This window comes from Stutzerimonas kunmingensis, assembly GCF_900114065.1.
Classification (GTDB): Bacteria; Pseudomonadota; Gammaproteobacteria; order Pseudomonadales; family Pseudomonadaceae; genus Stutzerimonas; species Stutzerimonas kunmingensis.
The window spans coordinates 461,270-485,196 of sequence record NZ_FORS01000001.1; the positions used below are offsets into that span (position 1 = coordinate 461,270).

Sequence of the window (23,927 nt, forward strand, 5' to 3'; positions counted from 1 at the left end):
AACTGCCAATAAACCAATAACAAAAGCTATAATAAGGAACATGCTATGAACCGGATCACCCTTCTGGCGCTAGGGCTGGGGTTCTGTCTTACGGCTCAGGCTGCTGACCCCATCACGCTCGGCCTCAATTACCCCCGTACCGGCAGCTACAAGGAAGAAGGCCTTGCACAAATGCGCGGAGCCTTGTTGGCAATCGACGAGATCAACGAGGCGGGCGGTGTTCTGGGCCGCCCGCTACGCCTGATCAGCCGCAATACCGCATCCCGCCCCGAAAAGGCCGTTGCCAACGTCGACAAGATGGCGGATGAAGGCGTCGCCATGCTGTTCGGCGGCGTATCCAGCGCGGTGGCCATTGCCGCGAGCAAGCGCGCCAAGGAGCGGGGGCTGCTCTACTTCGGCACCCTGACCTACTCCAACGACACAACTGGCAAGGATGGCCACCGTTACATGTTCCGCGAGTGCAATAACGCATGGATGAGCGCGCGGGTGCTGGGGCAGCATCTGAACGACAAAATGCCCGGCAAGACCTACTTCTACATCACCTCCGACTATACCTGGGGCCACACCAGCGAGAGCTCGCTGCGCCAGGCGACCGGCACCGTCGACCAGAACAAGCACCAGGGGGTCAGGACGGCCTTCCCCGGCGCGCGCCTGTCCGACTACCGCGCGGCACTGGAAAAGGCGGCCAACAGCGGTGCCGAGGTCCTGGTACTGGTCCTGTTTGGCGAAGACATGGTGCGAGCCATGCGTATCGCCGACGAACTCGACTTGAACAAGAAGATGCAGATTGCGGTTCCCAACCTGACGCAGTCCATGGTCGAACTCGCCGGCCCGGACATCATGCGCGGCGTGCTCGGCACCGAGCCCTGGACCTGGCGCGTACCCGAACTCGAAGGTTCCGAACGCGGCAAGGCATTCGTGCGCGACTTCGGTGAGCGTTACCAGACGCACCCATCAAGCTCCGCGGCTTCGGCCTACAGCATCGTCTATCAGTGGGCAGATGCCGCCACTCGCGCCAAGAGCATCGGCAGTGAGCAAGTCATCGCGGCCCTGGAAAACCACAGCTACAGCCTGCTCAAGGATCAGCAGCAGTGGCGCGAGTTCGACCACCAGAACGTGCAGACCGTCTACGCCATTCGGGTAAAGCCACGCGAAGAAGTGCTAAAGGATCGCTTCAAGCAGGACTATTTCGAGATCGTCCACCGTTTATCCGGCGAGCAGGCTGCGCCGACGCTGGCCGAATGGCAGGAAGAGCGTCGCGCGGGCGGGCAGCCGGCTAGGCTACAGTGAAAGAACGATGGAGCATCTGGGACAGCACCCGGGCGCTCCATCGGGTCGTCTGACCGACCGGAACGCTGCAACCTCGCTGCATTGAAGGACTCTCAAGAGGAGCGACGTTACCGGTCGCTCGTCAGCGGAGCCCTGAAACGCACGAGGATTTCGACCATGAGCACTGCAGTAGAGCCCTACCAAGCCGGTGTCTTCGACCTGACCCACAAGCTGACCGTGGAGAAGCATGGTCACACCGCCCTCATCACGATCAACCATCCGCCTGCCAACACCTGGGACCGCGAGTCACTCATCGGGCTCAAGCAGATCATCGACCATCTGAACCACGATGACGAAATCTACGCACTGGTGATCTGCGGTCAGGGCGAGAAGTTCTTCAGCGCGGGGGCGGACCTGAAACTCTTCGCTGACGGCGATCGCATCCGAGCCCGGGAAATGGCCCGCCGCTTTGGCGAAGCCTTTGAGGCGCTGCGCGATTTCCGCGGTGTCTCCATCGCTGCAATCAACGGATTCGCCCTTGGCGGGGGCCTGGAATGCGCACTGGCCTGCGACCTGCGCATCGCCGAGCAGCAGGCGCAAATGGGCTTGCCGGAGGCATCGGTGGGCCTGCTGCCCTGTGCGGGCGGCACCCAGGCACTGGCCTGGCTGGTGGGCGAAGGCTGGGCCAAACGCATGATCCTCTGTGGCGAGCGCATCACGGCAGAAACTGCGCTGCGCATCGGACTGGTGGAGCAGGTGGTCGACCCCGGCCAGTCGCGTGGCCACGCATTGATGCTCGCATCCCGGGTCGCGCGGCAAAGCCCTGTTGCGGTGCGTGCCATCAAGCCGTTGATCGACGCGGCCCGTAAACGGGTGCCCAATACGCTTGCCGCCGCCGAGCGCGAGGCCTTCGTCGAGCTGTTCGAGGCCGACGACACTCTGGAGGGTGTCAATGCGTTCCTCGAGAAGCGCGACCCTCGCTGGCGCAACCGATGACCGCCGTACCAAACGCAGCCTTACAGGACCTGCCCACCCATCCGGCGCCGAGGATTACATGCACGTCACCTTCGAAGAACGCCCCGCCCTGCATGGCATGCGAATAGCCATTGTCACCCTGGACGCCGCGCAGCAACTCAACGCCCTGAGCCTGCCGATGATCGACGCACTGCTTGACCAGCTTGGCCGCTGGGCCAACGAGCCGGCAGTCGCCTGCGTGCTGTTACGCGGGAACGGTGCCAAGGCGTTCTGCGCCGGTGGCGACGTACGCCGCCTTGCAGAGACCTGCCGAGGCGAGCCCGGAATGGTGCCGGCCTTGGCCGAGCGTTTCTTTGCCGACGAGTACCGCCTCGTCCACCTGCTGCACCATTACCCGAAGCCGCTTATCTGCTGGGGCCATGGCTACGTGATGGGCGGCGGTATGGGGCTCCTGCAGAGCGCGACGATCCGCATCGTTACACCGGATAGTTGGCTGGCGATGCCGGAAGTCGCCATCGGCCTGCATACGGATGTCGGCGCGAGCTGGTTCCTTCCTCGCCTGGCTGGCAAGCTGGGTCTGTTTCTGGGCCTCACCGGCACGCGGGTGAATGCCCGCGATGCACTGGACATCGGTCTTGCCGACCGCTGCCTGATGGACGAGCAACAGACCGAACTCATCGAGGGACTGGTCCAGATCAACTGGCAGGACCAGGCGCACAGCCAGCTGCACAGTCTGTTGCGGGCCTTGTCCAGGCACGCCACTGCACTACTGCCCGCACCCAGGTTGCTGCCACGACTAGAGCGGATCGATGAACTGCTGGACGTGGCTGAGCTCGCGCATGCATGGCAGGCCTTGGCCGCGTTGCAGGATGATTCTGACGAGGTAATCGCGCATGCCGCTCGCGGCCTGCGCGACGGATGCCCACTGAGCGCCCATCTCGCCTGGCGACAGCAGGAGAAAGGCCGGAAGCTGTCGCTGGGCCAGGCATTGCAGATGGAGTACGCACTAAGCCTGAATTGCTGTCGCCACCCGGAGTTCGCCGAAGGCGTCCGTGCCCGCCTGATCGACAAGGACAATAGGCCAGGCTGGCATTGGCCAGACGCCCACCACGTTCCGCCAGCGGTGGTCGAGGCTCACTTCGAGCCGACCTGGGAAGGGGATCATCCACTGACCGGGCTGGCCTGAATGCCCTCTCATCACCGATAGTAGTGCTGACGGCCGCCCCCATCGTAATGCCGCCGTAGCCGATGATCGCGCCCATCCCTGATCAGCGGCGGACGCTGCTGGCGATGTTCCTGACGCCAGTAGCCACGTCGCTCGAAGCCGCGATGGCGGTCGTAGTATTGCGGCGGAAGCTGACTCTGATAACGCGGCGGCAGGTTGCGCGGGTACTGCGGATAGTGGGAATAAGGGCTTCGCGGGTCGTATTGATGCGGACGGTTGTGCTGACGATAGTCCCGGTCATAGTGTCGCGGCCCCGGGTGGTAGTAGCGCGGACTCTCCGCCTGGAAGACCCAGACGCCGTCTCGCCGCTCCGCATGGGCCTGCAGGCTCATGCCCAGGCCTACACAGAGCAGAATAAGCAGTGAAGAACGAATGCTCATGGAAACCACCTCCGATGGCTCACAGGCTTCGATTCATCAGACCACAACCGTAAGACAGCTGCAGAAACAGCGGACAACCGGCAGCTCTGACACGACGTCATGCGTCGCGCGAGGACCGCGACGGGCCGCCGCACCTTGTATGGCTGCCGCTGCTTCCCGATAATAGCGGCCCTTTAGCCCCACGGCTCTCGCAGAGCGGACGGAACGGGAATAGACCCTAGATGACCGAACTCGCCCTGATCATGGTTAGCGCCATCCTGGTCAACAATTTCGTACTGGTGCAGTTCCTCGGTCTGTGCCCGTTCATGGGCGTCTCGAAGAAGATCGAGACCGCCATCGGCCTGTCGCTGGCCACCACCTTCGTGCTGACGCTTGCCGCCATGTGCAGCTACCTCGTCCAGCAGTATGTGCTCAAGCCGCTGGACCTCGAGTTTCTACGCACCATCAGTTTCATTCTGGTGATCGCGGTGACCGTTCAGTTCACCGAGATGGTGGTGAACAAGACCAGTCCGCTGCTGTACCGCGTACTCGGCATCTTTCTGCCACTGATCACCACCAACTGCATCGTGCTCGGCGTGGCGCTGCTCAATGCCAACAAGGCCGAATTCACCTTTCTCACCGCCACCGTCAACGGCTTCGCCGCGGGGCTGGGCTTTTCCCTGGTGCTCGTACTGTTCGCCGCCATGCGCGAGCGCATCGCCATTGCCGACGTGCCGAAGTCGTTCCAGGGCGCGGCGATCGGCATGGTCACCGCCGGCCTGATGTCGCTGGCATTCATGGGCTTCACCGGGCTGATCAAGCTATGAGCGCAGTCGTCATCGCGATCCTCGCCCTGCTCGCCCTGTGCCTGCTCGGCGGCGCCATCCTCGGTTTCGCCGCGGTGCGTTTTCGTGTCGAAGGCGATCCGATCGCCGAGCAGATCAATGCCCTGCTACCCCAGACCCAATGTGGCCAGTGCGGCTATCCGGGCTGCAAACCCTACGCTGAAGCCATTGCCGGCGGCGACAAGATCAACAAGTGCCCACCGGGCGGCGAAGCGACCATCCAGGCCCTGGCCGATCTGCTCGATGTCGAGGCGGAGCCGCTGGATGCCGAGGGTGGCGAAAAGCCGCAGATGGTCGCCTACATCCGTGAAGCCGAGTGCATCGGCTGCACCAAGTGCATCCAGGCCTGCCCGGTTGACGCCATCGTCGGTGCCGCGCGGCAGATGCACACCGTGATCATTTCCGAGTGCACCGGCTGCGACCTGTGTGTCGAACCCTGCCCGGTGGACTGCATCGACATGATCGAAGTCGGCAGCAACCTGCAGAGCTGGAAATGGAACCGGCCGCTGGCGCCCGGCCAGCTGATCGCAACTGATCGGGAGCAGGCCGCATGACCGCACTGAAGATCTGGGACATCCACGGCGGCATTCATCCGCCGGAACACAAGGATCTGTCCAACCGCACCCCGATCCAGCCGGCCCCGCTGCCCAAGCGCCTGGTCCTGCCACTGACGCAGCACCTCGGAGCGCCGGCCGAGCCCTGCGTCACTCTTGGCGAACGGGTACTCAAAGGTCAGCAGATCGCTGTCGCCAGCGGGTTTGTCAGCGCGCCGCTGCATGCTCCTACCTCCGGAGTGGTCAGCTTCATCGGCCCGCAGCCCTACCCGCATGTATCAGGCATGCTCGCCAACGCGATCGTCATCGACAGCGATGGCGAAGACAAATGGATCGACCTGCATCCGCAGCCGGATTACCGTGAACTCGAGCGCCCTGCCCTGCTCGAGCTGATTCGCCAGGCCGGCATCAGCGGCCTCGGCGGCGCCGGCTTCCCCACCGCCGTGAAGCTCAGCCCCCCGCCGACCCAGACGATCCGCACGCTGATCATCAATGGCACCGAGTGCGAGCCCTACATCACCGCCGATGACCTGCTGATGCGTGAAAACGCGGCCGAGCTGGTCGCGGGGATCGAGATACTCGCGCACCTGATTCAGCCGCAAGAGGTACTGATCGGCATCGAGGACAACAAGCCCGAAGCGATCGCCGCAGTGCGGGCTGCCATCGGCGAGCGCCCCTTCACGTTGAAGGTCTTCCCGACCAAGTATCCGTCCGGCGGCGAAAAGCAGCTGATCCAGATTCTCACCGGAGAAGAGGTTCCCAGTGGCGGCTTGCCGGCGGATATCGGCATGCTCTGCCAGAACGTCGGAACCTGCGTCGCCATCCACGACGCCGTGCTCCTCGGCAAGCCGTTGATCTCGCGCATCACCACCCTGACCGGCGAGGCGCTGGCGCGGCCGATGAACGTCGAGGTGCTGATCGGCACCCCCGTGGATGAACTGCTGGCCTTCGCCGGTCTCGATCAGCACAGGCTGAACCGTCTGATCATGGGCGGCCCGATGATGGGCTTCAGCCTGTCGTCCCTTGAGGTGCCGGTGGTCAAGACCACCAACTGCCTGCTGGCGAGCACGCTGGAAGAGCTGCCGCCACCGCCGCCCGCTCTGCCGTGCATCCGTTGCGGAGAGTGCGCCGAGGCCTGCCCGGTCAGCCTGCTACCGCAGCAGCTGCATTTCTTTGCCCTCGGCCAGGAGCATGAGCAACTCAAGGCCCACAACCTGTTCGACTGCATCGAGTGCGGCGCCTGCGCCTACGTCTGCCCCTCCAACATCCCCCTGGTGCAGTATTACCGCGCTGCCAAGGGTGAGATCCGCGAGCTGGAGCAGAAGCAGCAGAAGGCCGAGCACTCCAAACAGCGCTTCGAGCTTCGCCAGGAACGTCTACGGCGCGCCGAAGAACAGAAGGAAGCCGAACGCAAGGCCCGTGCCGAACGTGCGGCACGCGCCAAGGCGGCGCAAAGCGAGAGCGGCTCGACCGCGACCACAGCCGAGACGGCGGCCCCGGCACAGAAGACCAGCCTTTCCGAAACGCAGAAGAAACTTAAGATCGAGGCCAGCATGGCCCAGGTCGCCCTGAAGAAAGCCGAGAAGCAGCTGGCCACCCATGCCACTGCCGAGCTGGAAGCCCAGGTTGCCGATCTGCGCAACGCCGCCGAGGCCGCGCAGCGTGCGTTGGATGCCGCCATGCAGGCGGACTCCGCTCCGCCCGCCACTGCGCCAGGGCCAGACGATGCCGTTGCGAAAAAAGCCAAGATCGAAGCCGCCATGCTCAAGGCACAGATTCGCAAGCTGGAGAAGATCGAAGCACCGGATGACGATCAGCAGACCGAGCTCGCCCGCCTGCGCCAGCAGCTGAACGACGCCGAACAGGCGCTGACCGCCGCGCAGAGTGCAGCGCCCGCTCCCGCCGCCAAGCCAGCCGATGACGAAGCACTGAAGAAGGCGAAGATCGAAGCCGCCATGCTCAAGGCGCAGATTCGCAAGCTGGAGAAGATCGAAGCGCCGGACGACGACCAGCAGGCCGAACTTGCCCGCCTGCGCCAGCAGCTGCACGAAGCCGAGCAGGCGCTCGCCGCCGCGCAGAGTGCTGCACCCGCCCCCGCCGCCAAGCCGGCCGATGACGAGGCGCTGAAGAAGGCCAAGATCGAAGCGGCCATGCTCAAGGCGCAGATCCGCAAGCTGGAGAAGATCGAAGCACCGGACGACGACCAGCAGGCCGAACTCGCCCGCCTGCGCCAGCAGCTGCACGAAGCCGAGCAGGCGCTCGCCGCCGCGCAGAGTGCAGCGCCCGCTCCCGCCGCCAAGCCAGCCGACGACGAGGCCCTGAAGAAGGCCAAGATCGAAGCTGCCATGCTCAAGGCGCAGATTCGCAAGCTGGAGAAGATCGAAGCACCGGATGACGACCAGCAGGCCGAACTCGCCCGCCTGCGCCAGCAGCTGCACGAAGCCGAGCAGGCGCTGGCCGCCGCGCAGAGTGCAGCGCCCGCGCCAGCCGCTAAACCAGTCAATGACGAAGCACTGAAAAAGGCCAAGATCGAGCTGGCGATGAAGCGCGCCGAACTCAAGAAAGCCGAGAAAGCCGGTGCCGAAGAAGCGGAGCTCAACCGTCTGCGTGATTCGCTGAGCGCTGCGGAGCAGGCGCTGCACGCTGCCGAAGATGCGTCGCAAAAAGCTGCGCCCGATCTGGTACGGACCAGCAAGCCAGGAGTCGATGATCGCCAGCGGGCGCTCAAGACCGAGCTCGCCTTTGCCCGCGCCGATCTGCGCAAGCTTGAGCGCGACGAGCACGCGGAGCCCGCCGCCATGGACGCTGCACGAGCGCGCTTGAGCGAAGCGGAACGCCAGATGGCGGACTATCAGAACTCATGAAGTCACGGCTCGACACGGCAGCCACCGTGGTCGTCCGGGTGACGCAACCACACAAACAGCGGATACAAGGCGCAGGCACACCAGCCTGCCCACAGTCAACGCGCTAAAACCGGAGAGCCAATGGCCCTGCCCCGCATCACTTCGCCCCATGCCAAGGGCCCCAGCCGGACCCAGCGCGTCATGCTGCTGGTGCTCGCGGCAACCCTGCCCGGCGTGGTCGTGCTGACCTGGCTTTATGGCGCCGGCACCTTGATCAACATGGCCTGGGCCTGCGCGGCCGCGCTTGGCTTCGAGGCAGCGATTCTGAAGCTGCGCCAGCGCCCGGTCGGCTTCTTTCTGCGCGACGGCAGCGTGTTGGTTACCGCGGTGCTGCTGGCCCTCGCGCTGCCACCCTACTCCCCCTGGTGGCTGACGCTGATCGCCACCGGCTGCGCGGTGGTGTTCGGCAAGCAGCTGTATGGTGGCCTCGGCCAGAATCCCTTCAATCCGGCCATGATCGGTTATGTGGTGGTGCTCATCTCCTTCCCGGTGGAAATGACCACCTGGCCGGTGCCGCACAGCGTCGGGCTAAGCGCCGGCCTGCAACACATTCTCGGCATCGCCTCGCTACCGGATGGCTGGACCCAGGCCACGGCCCTCGACGCCCTGAAGGTGAACAAGAGCCTGACCATCGACGAGCTCTGGCGCAATCCGGCGTTCGGCCACTTCGGCGGCATCGGCTCGGAAGTCGTGAACCTGGCCTTCCTCGCTGGCGGCCTGTTCCTGCTGCACAAAAGGCTGTTCAGCTGGCACGCGCCGGCTGGCATGCTCGCCGCTCTGGCGCTGATGAGCCTGGTGTTCTGGAACGGCTCGGGCTCCGATAGCAACGGCTCGCCGCTGTTCCACTTGCTCAGCGGCGCCACCATGCTCGGCGCCTTCTTCATCGTCACCGACCCGGTTAGCAGCGCGACCAGCCCGCACGGTCGACTGATCTTCGGTGCTGGCGTCGGCGTACTGGTCTACGTCATCCGCGCCTGGGGCGGCTATCCGGACGGCGTGGCCTTCGGCGTGCTACTGATGAACCTGGCAGCACCCACCATCGATTACTACACCCGCCCGCGCACCTACGGCCACCGCAAGGCCGAGCGCGGCTTCAAGCTGGGCGAATGACATGATGCTTCCGGAAATCAGCCGTTCGATGCTGAAGAACGCCACCGTGCTGGGCCTGTTCGCCGTCGTCACCGTAGGCGCGGTGACGCTGCTCCAGCAGGGCACCGCCGAGCGCATCCAGGCCGCCGAACGCGCCGCACAGGTTCGCGCACTGGGCGAAATCCTGCCCGCAGGCAGTTATGACAATCACCTGCTCGACGACAGCGTGCTGATCCAGGACCGCCTGCTCGGCAACAAGAGCCCTCTGCCGGCTTATGTCGCGATCAAGGATGGCCGGCCAAGCGCGGTGATCCTCCAGGCCATCGCACCGGACGGCTACAGCGGCGCGATTCATCTGCTGGTGGGCATCCACGCCGACGGCCGGGTCGCCGGTGTTCGGGTCATTGGCCATCGGGAAACGCCCGGCCTGGGCGACAAGATCGAGCTCGCAAAGAGCCCTTGGATTCGAAGCTTCGAAGACAAGTCGCTAACGAACCCGGAGGCCGATGGCTGGGCGGTGAAGAAGGATCGCGGTGAGTTCGACCAGTTCGCCGGCGCCACCATCACCCCCCGAGCCGTGGTCGGCGCCGTGCACCGCGCCTTGCAGTACTTCGATGCGCACAAGGCCGAGCTGCTGGCAACCAGCGGCGAGACGACCGGGGCCGTCGGCGACGCCTTGGAAAGCCGCACCGAGCCCGCCGGAGCCACCGTCCACTCACGCGCCGGAAGTGCCGCCACCCGCGACGAGCTGCAAACCAACGAGCCTGAAGCCGAGCCGCAAGGGGATCAGCCATGAGCGCACCCAGCTATCGCGAACTGACCGTCAACGGACTGTGGAAGAACAACCCGGCGCTGGTCCAGCTGCTCGGGCTCTGTCCGCTGCTCGGCGTCAGCAACTCGGCGGTCAACGCACTCGGACTCGGCCTGGCGACGATGCTGGTGCTGACCTGTTCGAACATCGGGGTATCGCTGGTGCGCGGCGTGGTCAACACCGCGGTGCGTCTGCCGGCATTCGTGATGATCATCGCCGCGCTGACCACCTGCATTGAGCTACTGATGCAAGCCTTCACCTACGAGCTGTACCAGATCCTCGGCATCTTCATCCCGCTGATCACCACCAACTGCGTCATCCTTGGACGCGCCGACGGGTTCGCCGCCAAACACAATCCACTGATCGCAGGCTTCGACGGTCTGGTCATGGGCATCGGCTTCTGTCTGGTTCTGGTGGTGCTCGGCGGCCTGCGCGAACTGTTCGGCACCGGTGCGCTGTTCGCCAACATGCACCTGCTGTTCGGCCCGATCGCCGCTGACTGGCAGATCACTCTGTTCAGCGACTACAAGGGCTTCCTGTTGGCGATTCTGCCGCCTGGTGCCTTCATCGTGCTCGGCCTGCTGATTGCGCTGAAGAACCGGATCGACCAGCAGCTTGCCGAACGTGCCCGCGCCACCCAGCCCGCTGCGCCGGCCACCAGCCGCCGCGTACGCGTAACCGGTGTGATCGAGTGAGCCCGTTCCGATGAATGCCGAAAAACGTCGGGAAATCTTCCGGCGCTTGCATGAAGACAACCCCGAGCCGAAGACCGAGCTGGCCTACAGCACGCCCTTCGAGCTGCTGATCGCCGTGATCCTCTCGGCCCAGGCCACCGATGTCGGCGTGAACAAGGCAACTGCCAGGCTCTACCCCGTGGCCAACACCCCGGAGGCGATCTACGCTCTCGGCTACGACGGCCTGTGCGAATACATCCGCACCATCGGGTTGTATCCGAGCAAGGCGAAGAACGTCATCGAGACCTGTCGCATGCTGATCGAGAAGCATGGCGGCCAGGTGCCGGACAATCGCGAGGATCTGGAAGCCCTCCCCGGGGTGGGCCGCAAGACCGCCAACGTGGTACTGAACACGGCATTCCGCCAATTCACCATGGCGGTGGACACGCACATCTTCCGGGTCAGCAACCGCACCGGCATCGCCCCAGGCAAGAACGTTCTGGAGGTCGAACGCAAGCTGATTCGTTTCGTACCGAAGGATTATCTGCTCGACGCACACCACTGGCTGATCCTACACGGACGCTATGTCTGCAAGGCGCGCAAACCGCTATGCGGCAGCTGTCGGATCGAGGATCTCTGCGAATACAGGCACAAGACTTCGGACGATTGAGCGCGCTAGCGAAAAGCTTGCATCGCGATTGAAAAAAACTTTTTTACCGGCTCCCGATTTGCGGCTATAAGGTGCGCCAAGAGCGCCCCGTAGCCTTGGAGTGAACAAGTGGCCGAGAAAGAAGACATTCAGATCGAAGACGATTTCATCGCCGAAGATGACGATGAGAGCAGCGAAGCGCCCGTCGAGGTCGCCAAGACCAATCTGACCAAGCGCCGTATCATCGACAACCTGCTCGAGGAACGCCGCCTGCAGAAGCAGTTGAACGACTTCGACTTCGATCTGTAAAGAAAAAGCCCCGAAAGGGGCTTTTTCACATCCGCTTGTTCCATGCCGCCGATCAGTCGGCGCGCTTGGGCGAAAGCAACTCAATCTTGTAACCGTCCGGGTCCTCGACGAACGCCAGGATGCTGGAACCATGCATCATCGGCCCCGGCTCCCGGGTGATCTTGCCGCCACGGGCACGGATGTCCTCGCAGGCCTTGTAGACATCTTCCACTTCCAGGGCGATGTGGCCGTAGCCATTACCCAGCTCGTAGGTCTCGACACCCCAGTTGTGGGTTAGCTCGATGACGCTGTTGTGCGCCTCGTCGCCGTAACCGACGAAGGCGAGCGTGAATTTGCCGTCCGGATAGTCTTTGCGGCGCAGCAGGGTCATGCCCAGCACTTCGGTGTAGAAGGCGATGGACTTTTCCATATCGCCGACACGCAGCATGGTATGCAGCAGTCTCATGATTCAGGTCTCCTCGTTCGGCAGCGCTTGTGGCAGTGCAGAAAGTACAACCCCGGCACATGGCCGGGGTCGGTTTGCTCAGGCGCGCCAGCTTATCAGAACTGGGTGCGGCCCTTGCCGGCAGCGATGCGCATGCGCAGGGCGTTGAGCTTGATGAAGCCGCCGGCGTCCGCCTGGTTGTAGGCGCCGCCATCCTCTTCGAAGGTCGCAATGTTGGCGTCGAACAGCGAATCGTCGGACTTGCGGCCGACGACGATGACGTTGCCCTTGTACAGCTTCAGGCGCACGACGCCGTTCACGTTGACCTGGGAAGCGTCGATCATCTGCTGCAGCATGCTGCGCTCGGGACTCCACCAGTAGCCGTTGTAGATCAGGCTGGCGTACTTGGGCATCAGCTCGTCTTTCAGGTGCGCGACCTCGCGGTCGAGGGTGATCGACTCGATTGCGCGGTGGGCCTTGAGCATGATGGTGCCGCCGGGCGTCTCATAGCAGCCGCGGGACTTCATGCCGACATAGCGGTTCTCGACGATGTCGAGGCGGCCGATGCCATTTTCGCCGCCGATGCGGTTCAGCTCGGCCAGGACCTGAGCTGGAGTCATGTCCTTGCCATCGATGGCGACGATGTCGCCCTTGCGGTAGCTCAGTTCGATGTAGGTGGGGGTGTCCGGCGCCGCTTCCGGCGACTTGGTCCAGCGCCACATGTCTTCTTCGTGCTCGGTCCAGGTGTCTTCCAGCACACCGCCCTCGTAGGAGATGTGTAGCAGGTTGGCATCCATGGAGTAAGGCGACTTCTTCTTGCCGTGGCGCTCGATCGGGATGGCATGCTTCTCGGCGTAGTCCATCAGCTTCTCGCGCGACAGCAGATCCCACTCGCGCCACGGGGCGATGACCTTGACGCCTGGCTTGAGCGCGTAAGCGCCCAGCTCGAAGCGCACCTGGTCGTTACCCTTGCCGGTGGCACCGTGGGAGATGGCATCGGCACCAGTCTCGTTGGCGATCTCGATCAGGCGCTTGGCGATCAGCGGACGGGCGATGGAGGTACCCAGCAGGTACTCGCCTTCGTAAACAGTGTTGGCACGGAACATGGGGAAGACGAAGTCGCGCACGAACTCTTCGCGCAGGTCGTCGATGTAGATTTCCTTGACGCCCAGAGCCTGCGCCTTGGTGCGCGCTGGCTCGACTTCTTCGCCCTGGCCGAGGTCGGCGGTGAAGGTCACCACTTCACAGTTATAGGTGTCTTGCAGCCACTTCAGAATCACCGAGGTGTCCAGGCCACCGGAATAGGCCAGAACTACCTTCTTAACGTCCGCCATGCCATCAGCTCCACGGGTTGTACGGAAAGCCTGCGATTCTACCGGTCATGGGCTGGCTTTTACAGGGGCGCGCCGCTGCGGCGGCAATCAAGACGACGGGGCGGCGGGAGCCGAGGGCGCAGGAGGCGCCGCTTCTCGCGCCAGGCGCAAGGTGACACGCCGATTCTTCGCGCGATTGGCCTCGCTGCTGTTGGCCACCAGCGGATAGCGCTCGCCATGGAAGCGCAGGGTGATCTGCTCCAGCGCTATGCCGTTGGCGACCAGGTACTCCTGAACCGCCAGTGCGCGACGGCGCGACAGATCCCGATTGAGCAGGCGATTGCCGCTGTTGTCCGAGTGGCCATCAAGTTCGATGCGATTCACACTGGGATCGGCGCGCATGTACTGCAGAACGACATCGAGCCTGGCGCGCCCCTGAGCGTCCAGCACCACATCGCTGCTCGGGAAACCGATCTGCGACTGGCGCACCTGATCGAAATTGACTGGCAGCAGCTTGGCCGTACAGGCGCGGTAGTCCTCGTAAGCCTTGCCGAAGCGCGCCGGCAACAGGCGAATCTCCAGGGTATCGCCGCCGTGCATGGTGCGATGCCGAACCACCGGGCTACGCCCTTCGAGCAGGCCGCTGAGCAGGCGCCCGGCCTGTAGCTGGGTGCTGTTGAACGGAATATCGCCACCACTCACGGTGACCACGCCGAGATTGATATCACTGCGCGACGGTTGCCAAGGCGCCGCTGCGGCAAGCAGTGTCGCCGAGCCGGCGCCAAGCCAGCGCTCCGGCGAGTGCAAACGAAAGACCGCCTGTTCGCCGGCACGCCTGACGAACTCGCCGCTGCCGAAACCGGCGATGGGCTGGGTCAGTCGGCACTCGAACTGATCGCCCTCCACCTGCCATTGCACCCGTTCCAGCCGCGTCTGGAATGTCAGGGCGTTGGCCGGTGAAGCGAGCAGGCACAACAGTACGAGGGGGCGCAGGCGCACGATGAACTCCGAGAGGATGCGTATTCCTTCTAGGTATCGGTGCCCGACCGGCAAACTTGAGCGTGTCACGGTCAGCGCCCAAGCCTGGCAGACGAAGGCAAGATGCCGTCTCCGGGCTTTTCCGGTAGCATTCGCGCACGTTTCACCCGCCTGGAAACCCCTGCATGTCCGACCGACTCACCCTGCTGCGCCCCGACGACTGGCACATCCACCTGCGCGACGGCGCCGCCCTGCCTCACACCGTCGCGGATGCTGCTCGTCAGTTCGCCCGCGCCATCATCATGCCGAACCTGGTGCCACCGGTACGCAATGCCGACGAGGCCGAAGCCTATCGCCAGCGCATCCTGGCGGCTCGGCCGGCCGGCAGTGATTTCACGCCATTGATGGTGCTCTATCTCACCGACAGCACCAGTTCCGACGATATCCGCCAGGCCAAGGCCAGCGGCTTCGTGCATGCCGCCAAGCTATATCCGGCAGGCGCGACCACCAACTCCGCTTCCGGCGTAACCGCGATCGACAACATCTTCGGTGTGCTGGAAACCATGGCCGAGGTCGGCCTGCCTTTGCTGGTCCACGGCGAAGTCACGCGCAGCGAGATCGATATATTCGATCGCGAGAAACACTTCATCGACGAGCAGTTGAGCCGCGTCACCGCGCGCTTCCCAACCCTCAAAGTGGTGTTCGAGCACATCACCACCCGTGACGCCGTGCAGTTCGTCCAGGCGGCAGGCGCCAACGTCGGCGCCACCATCACCACGCACCACCTGCTGTACAACCGCAACCACATGCTGGTCGGCGGCATTCGTCCGCATCTGTTCTGCCTGCCAGTGCTCAAGCGCAACGTTCACCAGGAAGCCCTGCTGGATGCCGCCACCAGCGGCAACCCGAAGTTCTTCCTCGGCACCGACTCGGCCCCCCACGCACAGCACGCCAAGGAAGCTGCCTGCGGTTGTGCTGGGTGCTATACCGCGCATGCGGCCATCGAGCTGTACGCCGAAGCCTTCGAGCAGCGGCAGGCGCTGGACAAACTGGAACCCTTTGCCAGTCACTTCGGTCCGGATTTCTACGGTCTGCCGCGCAACACCACGCAGATAACCCTGGTGCGCGAGGAGTGGAACGTGCCGGCCAATCTGCCATTCGGTGAGCAGGTCGTCGTGCCGCTGCGTGCCGGGGAACGACTGCACTGGCGTCTGGAGACGAACGCATGAGCGAAGAGCACTTCGAAGACGAGCTCGAAGAGCACCTGCCGGGCAAACCCCGCTCGCCGATGGCGCGGCGTTTCCGTGGTTTCCTGCCAGTGGTGATCGATGTCGAGTGCGGCGGCTTCAACAGCGCAACGGATGCGCTGCTGGAAATTGCGGCCGTGACCATCGGCATGGACGAGCAAGGCCTGCTGTACCCGCAGGACACCTTGTTCTACCGCGTGGAGCCTTTCGCTGGCGCCAACATCGAGGCAGCCGCGCTGGAGTTCACCGGCATCAAGCTCGACCATCCGCTGCGCATGGCCGTGCCCGAATCGCAGGCCCTGACCGATATCTTTCGCAGCGTGCGCAAAGCGGTGAAATCCGCCGGCTGCAAGCGCGCGATTCTGGTCGGTCATAACAGCAGCTTCGACCTGGGATTTCTCAACGCAGCGATCGCTCGTTGCGAGATCAAGCGCAACCCGTTCCACCCCTTCTCCAGCTTCGACACCGCCACCCTCGCTGGCCTTGCCTACGGTCAGACCGTGCTGGCCAAGGCCTGCCAGGCCGCCGGGATCGACTTCGACGGCCGCGAGGCGCACTCGGCCCGGTACGACACCGAGAAGACTGCCGAGCTGTTCTGCGGCATCGTCAATCGTTGGCGGGAAATGGGCGGTTGGGAAGAGTTCGACGAGTAACGTCCGGGATACGGAGCATCGGGGCGAAGGCCCGCTTCGGAATGCCATCAGTCGAGATCGACGCTGTAAACGAAAAAAGGCCAGTCATGCGACTGGCCTTTTTTGTATTACCGCAGCGTTACAGCGGCTTGCCCCGGTTGCCGTGCTGGCCAACGAAGGCCTGAACGGCCTTCAGTTCGTTCGGCAGCACCGTGCAACGCTCGCTGCGTTCGAACAGATCAGCCAGGTGCGCCGGCAAGGCAAGTGCCTGGCCAATACCCGCCTTCTCCACCGCATCCGGGAATTTCACCGGGTGCGCGGTGCCCAGTGTCACCATCGGGATGCTCAGGCTGCGACGGCATTCGCGTGCGGCATGCACGCCGATGGCCGTATGCGGATCGAGCACCTCGCCGGTTTCCTTGAAGACCTGAGCGATGGTGGCGCAGGTCTGCTCGTCATCCACGGCCAGCGAATCGAACAGCTTGCGCGCTTCGGCCCAGCGTTCCTCTTCCACCGACAGCTTGCCGCTGGCACGGAAACCATCCAGCAATTCGGCCACGGCCTTGCCATTGCGACCATGCAGGTCGAACAGCAGACGCTCGAAGTTCGACGACACCATGATGTCCATCGACGGCGACAGCGACGCGTGCAGGGTGTCCTTGTCGTAGCGGTTGCCGGACATGAAGCGATGCAGGATATCGTTGCGGTTGGTGGCAACGATCAGCTGGTTGATCGGCAGGCCCATGTTGCGCGCCAGATAGCCGGCAAAGATGTCGCCGAAATTGCCGGTCGGCACCGAGAACGCCACGGAGCGCGCCGGACCGCCAAGCTGCAGCGCAGCGTGGAAGTAGTAGACGATCTGGGCCATGATCCGCGCCCAGTTGATCGAGTTGACTGCCACCAGACGGGTGCCCTTGAGGAAACCCTGGTCGGCAAAGCTGGCCTTGACCATCTCCTGGCAGTCGTCGAAGTTGCCTTCGATGGCGATGTTGTGAATGTTGTCGCCGAGGATGGTGGTCATCTGCCGGCGCTGCACCTCGGATACGCGGTTGTGCGGGTGCATGATGAAGATGTCGACGTTATCGCAGGCCTTGCAGCCTTCGATGGCCGCCGAACCGGTATCACCGGAGGTGGCGCCCATGATCACCACGCGCTCGCCACGCTTGGCCAGCACGTGATCGAGCAGGCGACCGAGCAGCTGCAAGGCGAAATCCTTGAACGCCAAGGTTGGGCCGTGAAACAGCTCCAGCACCCACTCGTTGCCGTTCAGCTGACTCAGCGGGGCGATGGCGCTATGGGCGAAGACGCCATAGGTTTCTTCGAGGATTCGCTTGAAGTCGGCGTCCGGAATGCTGCCGGCAACGAACGGGCGCATGACCCGAAAGGCCAGCTCGTGATACGGCAGGCCGGCCCAGGAGGCAATTTCTTCCACGGTGAACCGCGGCAGGTTCTCCGGCACGTACAGGCCACCATCGCTGGCCAGGCCGGCCAGCAGGACGTCTTCGAAGTTCAGGGCCGGCGCCTGGCCGCGAGTGCTGATGTAGCGCATTTGTTCAAACCTTCGGTTCGAGCGGCAGGCTGGCGCTGCAGGTATCAGGCTGTTCCGTGCCTGCAGCTGCGGCCTGCGGCTTGGTTAGTTGAGCTGTTCGACGCGAATGCGCACGACCTTGTCCGCCACATCATCGAGGGCTTCCAACGCAGCGATAGCATCGTCGATACGCTGCTCGACCACTCGATGGGTCACCAGAATCACAGGAACCAGACCGTCCTGGACTTCGGCCTCCTTCTGCATGATCGACTCGATGTTGATGCCACACTCGGAGAGAATGGTTGCCACCTGAGCCAGCACGCCCGGATGGTCCTTGGCCTGGATGCGCAGGTAGTAGGCGCTCTCGCAGGCACTGATCGGCAGAATTGGATGATCGGACAGCGAGTCGGGCTGGAACGCCAGATGCGGCACGCGATTGTTCGGATCGGTGGTCAGAGCCCGGGTCACATCCACGAGGTCGGCCACGACTGCCGAAGCGGTCGGCTCCATGCCTGCACCGGCGCCGTAGTAGAGCGTGCTGCCGACGGCATCGCCATTGACCATGACCGCATTCATCACGCCATTGACGTTGGCGATCAGGCGGTCGGCCGGAATCAGTGTCGGATGAACGCGCAGTTCGATGCCAGCATCGGTGCGGCGGGCGACGCCCAGGTGCTTGATGCGATAGCCCAGCGCTTCGGCGTAATTCACATCAGCCGTGGTCAGGCGCGCGATGCCCTCGGTGTAAGCCTTGTCGAACTGCAGCGGGATCCCGAAAGCGATGGACGCCAGGATCGTTAGTTTGTGCGCGGCATCGATGCCCTCGACGTCGAAGGTCGGGTCGGCCTCGGCGTAGCCGAGTTCCTGGGCTTCCTTGAGAACGTCCTCGAAGGTGCGCCCCTTTTCACGCATCTCGGTGAGGATGAAGTTGCCGGTGCCGTTGATGATTCCCGCCAGCCAGTTGATGCGGTTACCGGCCAACCCTTCACGAATCGCCTTGATGACCGGAATACCACCCGCGACCGAAGCTTCGAAGGCGACGATTACGCCCTTCTCGCACGCCTTGGCGAAAATTTCGTTGCCATGCACGGCGATCAGCGCCTTGTTGGCGGTGACCACATGCTTGCCATTCTCGATGGCCTTGAGGACGAGTTCCTTGGCCAGGGTATAACCGCCGATCAGCTCGACAACGATGTCGATTTCGGGGTTGTTCACGACATCGAAGATGTCCGCCGTGATGGCTGTCGTACCGGTATCGCACTTGGGATTCGGGTGCCGGGTGGCAATCTGCGCAACCTCGATTCCGCGCCCGGCACGGCGGGCAATCTCCTCGGCGTTGCGTTTGAGCACATTGAAGGTACCGCCACCGACGGTTCCCAGCCCACAGATGCCAACTTTCACCGGTTTCAAGCTGAACTCCCCATTCACAGCGAGACGACCGGACCTGCCGGTCGACAAAAGAGTCGCACATTACGAAGGGAGCAGCTTTTAGTCAATCAGCCTCGCCTTGCGGCGGGCGCGCCCGATCGTCAAGTTTCAACCGCTGATGCCATTGCGCGAGCGACTCATCCGGGTATTCGGCAAAACAGCGATCATGCCCCTGTACTTGCGGCTCTACCCAACTGGCCTTGGAGTCGAGCATCAAATGCGTGTGCTCCGGCGGGATGGGCAGATCGGTGTCGATCGCCGATGCGAAGGGATGCACCAGCTCGGGCCAGTTCGGATCCCACAACCACAACGCACTGGCGCAGTGTCGACAGAAGTGGCGGCGACCATCACTGATCTTTACCTCGCCAGTCTCGGCATCGGTGATATGCGCCTGGTAGACGCCAAGCTGCTCCCGCCCCTCGACCTGCAGGCTTCGATAGTCACCACCAAGATTGATCGCGTAGCCGCCGCCACCCGCTGTCTTGCGACAGATCGAGCAGTAGCAGCGCATGAAAGGATACGGCTGCGCGGATTCTAGGCTGAACCGCACAGCCTGACAGTGACAGGAACCTTCGAGCTTCATCACGACCCTCCTCATTCAGACCCTTAGGGTTTTGAACGCATCAGGCCAGCCAGTTCCACTATCGGCAATCAGCCCGAATGAATCGGACCAATGGCCTCAACGCATTACTCGGCAGCGAGCGCAACTTCTGCTAATTGGGCGGCCGGCTGATAGCCGGGAATCATCTGACCGTTGGCGAGAATGATGGCAGGCGTGCCCTGTACGCCGATCATCTGGCCAAGCTGATACTGCTTTTCGATAGGCGTCTCGCAGCTGGCTGTGGGCAGATCTTCACGCGCCTTGGCCTTGTTCATGGCGTCCTGGCGATCCTTGGCGCACCACACGCTGGTCAGGGTATTGGCCCCATGACTACCCATGCCCTGCCGCGGAAACGCGACATAGCGAACCTCAACGCCGAGGCGGTTCAACTGCGAAACCTCGCTGTGCAGCTTCTGGCAGTAGCCACAGTCAGTATCGGTAAATACGGTGATATGGGTCTTGGGTTCCTTGGGCGCGAACACCACCATCTCGCTGGCCGGGATCGAGTTGATCTGCTTGGCCACCGACTTGCTTTGAGCTTGCTCGGTCAGGTTGACGGCCTGACCATCCTTGAACTGGTAGAGATAGCCCTGGATGACGAACTGCCCATCAGCGCTGGCATACAGCTGCCGCCCGCCCTCCAGCTGAACCTGATAAACCCCGGGCATCGGACTCTCGGCAATAGCCTCGATGGGCATGTCCGGCTGGATCTTCTGCAAAGACTGGCGAATCGCCTGATCCGGATCGGCGGCCATTACAACAACGCTGGCCAGACCTGCAACGGCGGCAGCGAACATACGAATCACGCCCATGGAAACTCCTGGCAGCGACAATCGGGAAAGGCGCAAAGCCTATCATAGCCATGCCGTACAAACTGCTAGCTGCTTCTCTGGGCCGCCGCCGAGACCACGGCCTACCAGCGCCGGCGCTCTGCCCTAGCCGCGCGGATGGTGCGCCGCATGCAACTCCTGCAACCGCGCTCGCGCAATGTGGGTGTAGATCTGAGTGGTCGACAGGTCGCTGTGACCAAGCAACATCTGCACGGTGCGCAGATCCGCGCCATGGTTGAGCAAGTGCGTGGCGAAAGCGTGGCGCAAGGTATGCGGTGAAATCGATGCGGCGACACCGGCGACCTTCGCGTGCAGCTTGATCCGGTGCCAGAAGGTCTGGCGTGTCATCTGGCCACCGCGCTGACTGGGAAACAGCACATCACTGGCCTTGCCCGAGAGCAAGAGTTCACGACCATCGCGCTGATAACGCTCCAGCCAGTGCAAAGCTTCATCGCCAAGCGGCACAAGACGCTCTTTATTGCCTTTGCCGAACGTTCGCACGACGCCCTGGCGCATGCTGACCTGCTCGAGCGTCAGGCTGATCAACTCGGTAACCCGCAACCCGCAGGCATAAAGCACCTCGAGCATGGCGCGATCACGCAGACCTAACGGCTCTCCAATATCTGGCGCCGTCAGCAATGCCTCTACATCGGCTTCGGACAGCGCTTTCGGCAAGGGACGTCCAAGCCGTGGCAGATCCACGCGCAAGGTCGGATCGACGGCGATCTCGCCCTCGCGTAACAGGTAGCGATAAAAGCCCCGTAAGCCTGACAGAAAGCGCGCCGTGGAGCGCGCCTTGTAACCATTGTTCAGACGCCATGCGAGGTGATCGAGAATGATCTCGCGCCCGGCGGTGGCAAGTCGAACGCCTCGCTCCTCCAGCCAGCCGTTGAACAATGCGAGGTCGCTGCGGTAGGCCTCGCGGCTATTGTCCGCCAGCCCTTTTTCCAGCCAGAGCGCATCGAGGTAACGGTCGATGACGGGGTCGTCGAGTGCAGGCATGACAGCTTCAATCAGAAGGGGTACAACAGTTTTCCACAGGCGTCCCGATGCGGCCAGAGCGCAAACGAATCGGAATCTCTTCATCCGATCGCCGCCCCAATCGCAGGCACCAGTCTCGCTCCGCCGGAATCAGCAGGCCCTAGAAACGAAAAAAGCAGCCCGAGGGCTGCTTTTTTGCGGAACCGCGGTCTTAGACCAGCTTTTCCTTGATGCGGGCGGCCTTGCCGGACAGCGCGCGGAGGTAGTACAGCTTGGCCTTGCGCACGTCACCGCGACGCTTGACGCTGATGCTGTCGACCATCGGGCTGTAGCTCTGGAAAGTACGCTCGACGCCTACACCGTTGGAGATCTTGCGAACGGTGAAAGCACTGTTCAGACCGCGGTTGCGCTTGCCAATCACGACGCCTTCGAAGGCCTGCAGACGCTGACGCTCGCCTTCCTTCACCTTCACCTGAACGATAACGGTGTCGCCCGGTGCGAACGGCGGGATTTCTTTGTTCATCTGCTCGGCTTCGAGCTGCTGAATGATCTTGTTGGTCATGCTGTGCTCCTAAGGTCAACCCTGTGGGTTGCCATCGATACGTTAACTATCGTCCCGCTGGCGGATGTATTCCGCCAGCAGCTTCTGTTCTTCTCCAGAAAGCGAGCGGCTATCCAGAAGATCGGCGCGTCGCTCCCAGGTCCTTCCAAGGGACTGCTGCAAGCGCCAGCGTCGGATGTGTTCGTGGTTGCCGCTGAGCAGCACATCAGGAACACATTTACCCGCATACACCTCAGGACGCGTGTAGTGCGGACAGTCGAGCAGGCCGTCGGTGAACGAATCCTCCTCGGCGGAACCAGCATGACCAAGGGCGCCCGGAAGCAGCCTCGTCACGGCGTCGATCAGCACCATTGCCGGCAACTCGCCACCGGACAACACGTAATCACCAATCGACCATTCCTCATCGACATGCGCTTCGATGAAGCGCTCATCAATACCTTCGTAGCGACCGGCAATCAGGATAAGCGCATCCTCTTTTGCCATCTCGCGGACATCAGCCTGTTTCAGCTGGCGCCCCTGCGGCGAGAGGTAGATCACCTTCGCCGCCTCACCCGCAGCCTGTTTGGCGTCAGCCAAGGCAAGCTCGAGCGGCTTGATCTTCATCACCATGCCGGGGCCACCGCCGAATGGGCGGTCGTCCACTGTTTGGTGGCGGTCTTCGGTGTAGCTTCTGGGGTTCCAGCAGCTCAACTGCAACAACCCCTGCTTCACGGCACGACTGGTAATCCCGTAGTCACATATCGCTGCGAACATATCCGGGAAAAGGCTGATGACCTCGACGCGCAAAGCGGACATGCCGTTCAGAAATCCGCGTCCCAATCGACCTGCATCTCGCCCGCTACCAGATCGATCTTCAACACGCATTGATCGGTGTAAGGCAGCAGACGCTCGCGATCGTCCAGGCTTTCAGCACAAGGCTTCACGACCATCACGTCGTTGGCTCCGGTTTCAAGCAGGTGATCGATCTGACCAAGCAACTGCCCAGCCTGATTGATGACCTTCAAGCCCTGAAGCTGATACCAGTAGTACTCACCGTCGTCCAAGGCGGGCAGTTCGCTACGCGGGATGCATATCTCGAAATCGGCGTAGGTACGCGCAACTTCGCGATCATCCAACCCACTCAGCGTTGCCACCAGGATCTTCCCCTGGAGGCGCCCCTTGACCAACTCGACCTGCTTCACCTCGTCGCCTCGCCTCAGCGTCCAGCGTCGATAGCCCAGCAGGTTGTCGATCGGATCAGTAAAGGAATAGACCTTTACGTCACCGCGTACGCCATGCACCGAAACGATCTTGCCGATGACAACCACGTCATCGACCGGAGCAGACGTTGCGTTCATGAGATTCAGGCAGCGGCCTTGGCAGCTTCCTTCAGCAGCTGAGCAACGCGCTCAGACGGCTGTGCGCCCTGGCTCAGCCAGTAAGTAGCGCGCTCCTGGTTTACAGAAAGCTTCACTTCCGCACCAGTGGCGATCGGGTTGAAGAAACCGATGCGCTCGACGAAGCGACCATCACGCGGGTTGCGGCTGTTGGTCACGGTCAGGTGGTAGAAAGGGCGCTTCTTGGAGCCGCCACGGGCGAGACGAATAGTTACCATGTGAACATCGTTCCTGTAGTCGGTGCTAACTTACTTAAGGCACACACTTAAAATGGGCCTAGGCCCGAAAGGCCGCACATTTTAAGGAATGCCGGGGATTTTGCAAACTCTTTTACTAAAGGTCTCAGCCGGAGCTAGGCGATACCC

At 62.7% G+C, this 23,927-nt stretch carries 26 protein-coding genes; 13 read left to right on the top strand and 13 right to left on the bottom strand.

The features are described 5' to 3' along the window. The first annotated feature begins 45 nt into the window (after positions 1-45). The 3 genes from BM275_RS02320 to BM275_RS02330 all read left to right on the top strand — a co-directional run bounded on the left by BM275_RS02320 (position 46) and on the right by BM275_RS02330 (position 3,430). Positions 46-1,290, top strand: coding sequence for an ABC transporter substrate-binding protein (locus tag BM275_RS02320; RefSeq protein ID WP_090519156.1), 1,245 nt, complete (start codon positions 46-48; stop codon positions 1,288-1,290). Positions 1,291-1,446: 156 nt separating this feature from the next. After that, positions 1,447-2,265: an enoyl-CoA hydratase gene (locus tag BM275_RS02325; RefSeq protein WP_090519157.1), complete on the top strand. Its 819-nt coding sequence runs from the start codon at positions 1,447-1,449 to the stop codon at positions 2,263-2,265. A 58-nt stretch (positions 2,266-2,323) separates the two neighbouring features. Continuing rightward, positions 2,324-3,430, top strand: coding sequence for an enoyl-CoA hydratase/isomerase family protein (locus BM275_RS02330; RefSeq protein WP_090519158.1), 1,107 nt, complete (start codon positions 2,324-2,326; stop codon positions 3,428-3,430). An 11-nt stretch (positions 3,431-3,441) separates the two neighbouring features. Here the strand turns inward: BM275_RS02330 and BM275_RS02335 are convergent, their stop codons facing one another. Next, positions 3,442-3,849, bottom strand: coding sequence for a hypothetical protein (locus tag BM275_RS02335; protein ID WP_090519159.1), 408 nt, complete (start codon positions 3,847-3,849; stop codon positions 3,442-3,444). A gap of 221 nt (positions 3,850-4,070) precedes the next feature. On the opposite strand from BM275_RS02335, the gene rsxA reads away from it, so the two are divergent. From rsxA to BM275_RS02375, 8 genes are all read left to right on the top strand, one after another. Next, positions 4,071-4,655, top strand: a complete 585-nt coding sequence (gene rsxA, locus BM275_RS02340) for an electron transport complex subunit RsxA (RefSeq protein ID WP_003282096.1) — start codon at positions 4,071-4,073, stop codon at positions 4,653-4,655. Further along, on the top strand, positions 4,652-5,227 hold the full coding sequence (gene rsxB / locus BM275_RS02345; protein WP_003302265.1) for an electron transport complex subunit RsxB: 576 nt from the start codon (positions 4,652-4,654) through the stop codon (positions 5,225-5,227). Before rsxA ends, rsxB begins: the two co-directional genes overlap by 4 nt. After that, the gene (gene rsxC, locus BM275_RS02350) at positions 5,224-8,091 is read left to right on the top strand and encodes an electron transport complex subunit RsxC (RefSeq protein WP_090519160.1); all 2,868 of its coding nucleotides are present in this window, start codon (positions 5,224-5,226) and stop codon (positions 8,089-8,091) included. The genes rsxB and rsxC overlap by 4 nt, the downstream gene beginning before the upstream one ends. A 120-nt stretch (positions 8,092-8,211) precedes the next feature. After that, a complete protein-coding gene (locus BM275_RS02355) occupies positions 8,212-9,240 on the top strand; it encodes an RnfABCDGE type electron transport complex subunit D (protein ID WP_090519161.1) in 1,029 nt (342 codons plus the stop codon). Between the two features lies 1 nt (position 9,241). After that, complete coding sequence (gene rsxG, locus BM275_RS02360) at positions 9,242-10,015, top strand: electron transport complex subunit RsxG (protein ID WP_090519162.1); 774 nt, start codon at positions 9,242-9,244, stop codon at positions 10,013-10,015. Then, the gene (locus BM275_RS02365) at positions 10,012-10,725 is read left to right on the top strand and encodes an electron transport complex subunit E (RefSeq protein ID WP_014819503.1); all 714 of its coding nucleotides are present in this window, start codon (positions 10,012-10,014) and stop codon (positions 10,723-10,725) included. Before rsxG ends, BM275_RS02365 begins: the two co-directional genes overlap by 4 nt. Before the next feature lie 10 nt (positions 10,726-10,735). Further along, complete coding sequence (nth, locus tag BM275_RS02370) at positions 10,736-11,374, top strand: endonuclease III (RefSeq protein WP_090519163.1); 639 nt, start codon at positions 10,736-10,738, stop codon at positions 11,372-11,374. A gap of 108 nt (positions 11,375-11,482) precedes the next feature. Beyond that, complete coding sequence (locus BM275_RS02375) at positions 11,483-11,662, top strand: PA3496 family putative envelope integrity protein (RefSeq protein ID WP_003282969.1); 180 nt, start codon at positions 11,483-11,485, stop codon at positions 11,660-11,662. A 52-nt stretch (positions 11,663-11,714) separates the two neighbouring features. Here BM275_RS02375 and gloA read toward each other — a convergent pair whose 3' ends face one another. The 3 genes from gloA to BM275_RS02390 form a co-directional block, all read right to left on the bottom strand. Then, complete coding sequence (gene gloA, locus BM275_RS02380) at positions 11,715-12,107, bottom strand: lactoylglutathione lyase (RefSeq protein WP_003282968.1); 393 nt, start codon at positions 12,105-12,107, stop codon at positions 11,715-11,717. 95 nt (positions 12,108-12,202) lie between these two features. Continuing rightward, entirely contained in the window at positions 12,203-13,420 is a 1,218-nt protein-coding gene (locus tag BM275_RS02385; protein WP_090519164.1) for an argininosuccinate synthase, read from the bottom strand. A gap of 87 nt (positions 13,421-13,507) precedes the next feature. Then, positions 13,508-14,398 carry a flagellar protein MotY gene (locus BM275_RS02390; protein ID WP_042926736.1) on the bottom strand — a complete coding sequence of 297 codons (891 nt, stop codon included), beginning with the start codon at positions 14,396-14,398 and terminating at the stop codon, positions 13,508-13,510. A 164-nt stretch (positions 14,399-14,562) separates the two neighbouring features. On the opposite strand from BM275_RS02390, the gene pyrC reads away from it, so the two are divergent. Both pyrC and rnt read left to right on the top strand, forming a co-directional pair. Further along, positions 14,563-15,606, top strand: coding sequence for a dihydroorotase (pyrC, locus tag BM275_RS02395; RefSeq protein ID WP_090519165.1), 1,044 nt, complete (start codon positions 14,563-14,565; stop codon positions 15,604-15,606). Next, positions 15,603-16,277, top strand: coding sequence for a ribonuclease T (gene rnt, locus BM275_RS02400; protein ID WP_023444744.1), 675 nt, complete (start codon positions 15,603-15,605; stop codon positions 16,275-16,277). The genes pyrC and rnt overlap by 4 nt, the downstream gene beginning before the upstream one ends. 118 nt (positions 16,278-16,395) lie before the next feature. Here the strand turns inward: rnt and thrC are convergent, their stop codons facing one another. The 9 genes from thrC to rpsP form a co-directional block, all read right to left on the bottom strand. Continuing rightward, on the bottom strand, positions 16,396-17,805 hold the full coding sequence (thrC, locus tag BM275_RS02405) for a threonine synthase (protein ID WP_090519166.1): 1,410 nt from the start codon (positions 17,803-17,805) through the stop codon (positions 16,396-16,398). An 84-nt stretch (positions 17,806-17,889) separates the two neighbouring features. Then, complete coding sequence (locus tag BM275_RS02410; protein ID WP_090519167.1) at positions 17,890-19,194, bottom strand: homoserine dehydrogenase; 1,305 nt, start codon at positions 19,192-19,194, stop codon at positions 17,890-17,892. Positions 19,195-19,276: 82 nt separating this feature from the next. Continuing rightward, complete coding sequence (locus tag BM275_RS02415; RefSeq protein WP_090519168.1) at positions 19,277-19,795, bottom strand: GFA family protein; 519 nt, start codon at positions 19,793-19,795, stop codon at positions 19,277-19,279. A 104-nt stretch (positions 19,796-19,899) separates the two neighbouring features. Further along, a complete protein-coding gene (locus tag BM275_RS02420) occupies positions 19,900-20,625 on the bottom strand; it encodes a thioredoxin fold domain-containing protein (RefSeq protein WP_041014746.1) in 726 nt (241 codons plus the stop codon). Positions 20,626-20,748: 123 nt separating this feature from the next. Next, positions 20,749-21,645, bottom strand: coding sequence for a site-specific tyrosine recombinase XerD (gene xerD / locus BM275_RS02425; protein WP_090519169.1), 897 nt, complete (start codon positions 21,643-21,645; stop codon positions 20,749-20,751). Between the two features lie 190 nt (positions 21,646-21,835). Further along, the gene (gene rplS, locus BM275_RS02430; RefSeq protein ID WP_003303444.1) at positions 21,836-22,186 is read right to left on the bottom strand and encodes a 50S ribosomal protein L19; all 351 of its coding nucleotides are present in this window, start codon (positions 22,184-22,186) and stop codon (positions 21,836-21,838) included. Positions 22,187-22,228: 42 nt separating this feature from the next. Continuing rightward, positions 22,229-22,981, bottom strand: a complete 753-nt coding sequence (gene trmD, locus BM275_RS02435; RefSeq protein ID WP_014821239.1) for a tRNA (guanosine(37)-N1)-methyltransferase TrmD — start codon at positions 22,979-22,981, stop codon at positions 22,229-22,231. 5 nt (positions 22,982-22,986) lie between these two features. After that, positions 22,987-23,523, bottom strand: coding sequence for a ribosome maturation factor RimM (rimM, locus tag BM275_RS02440; protein WP_090519170.1), 537 nt, complete (start codon positions 23,521-23,523; stop codon positions 22,987-22,989). A gap of 5 nt (positions 23,524-23,528) precedes the next feature. After that, the gene (gene rpsP / locus BM275_RS02445; protein WP_003293628.1) at positions 23,529-23,780 is read right to left on the bottom strand and encodes a 30S ribosomal protein S16; all 252 of its coding nucleotides are present in this window, start codon (positions 23,778-23,780) and stop codon (positions 23,529-23,531) included. Between the last annotated feature and the right edge of the window lie 147 nt (positions 23,781-23,927).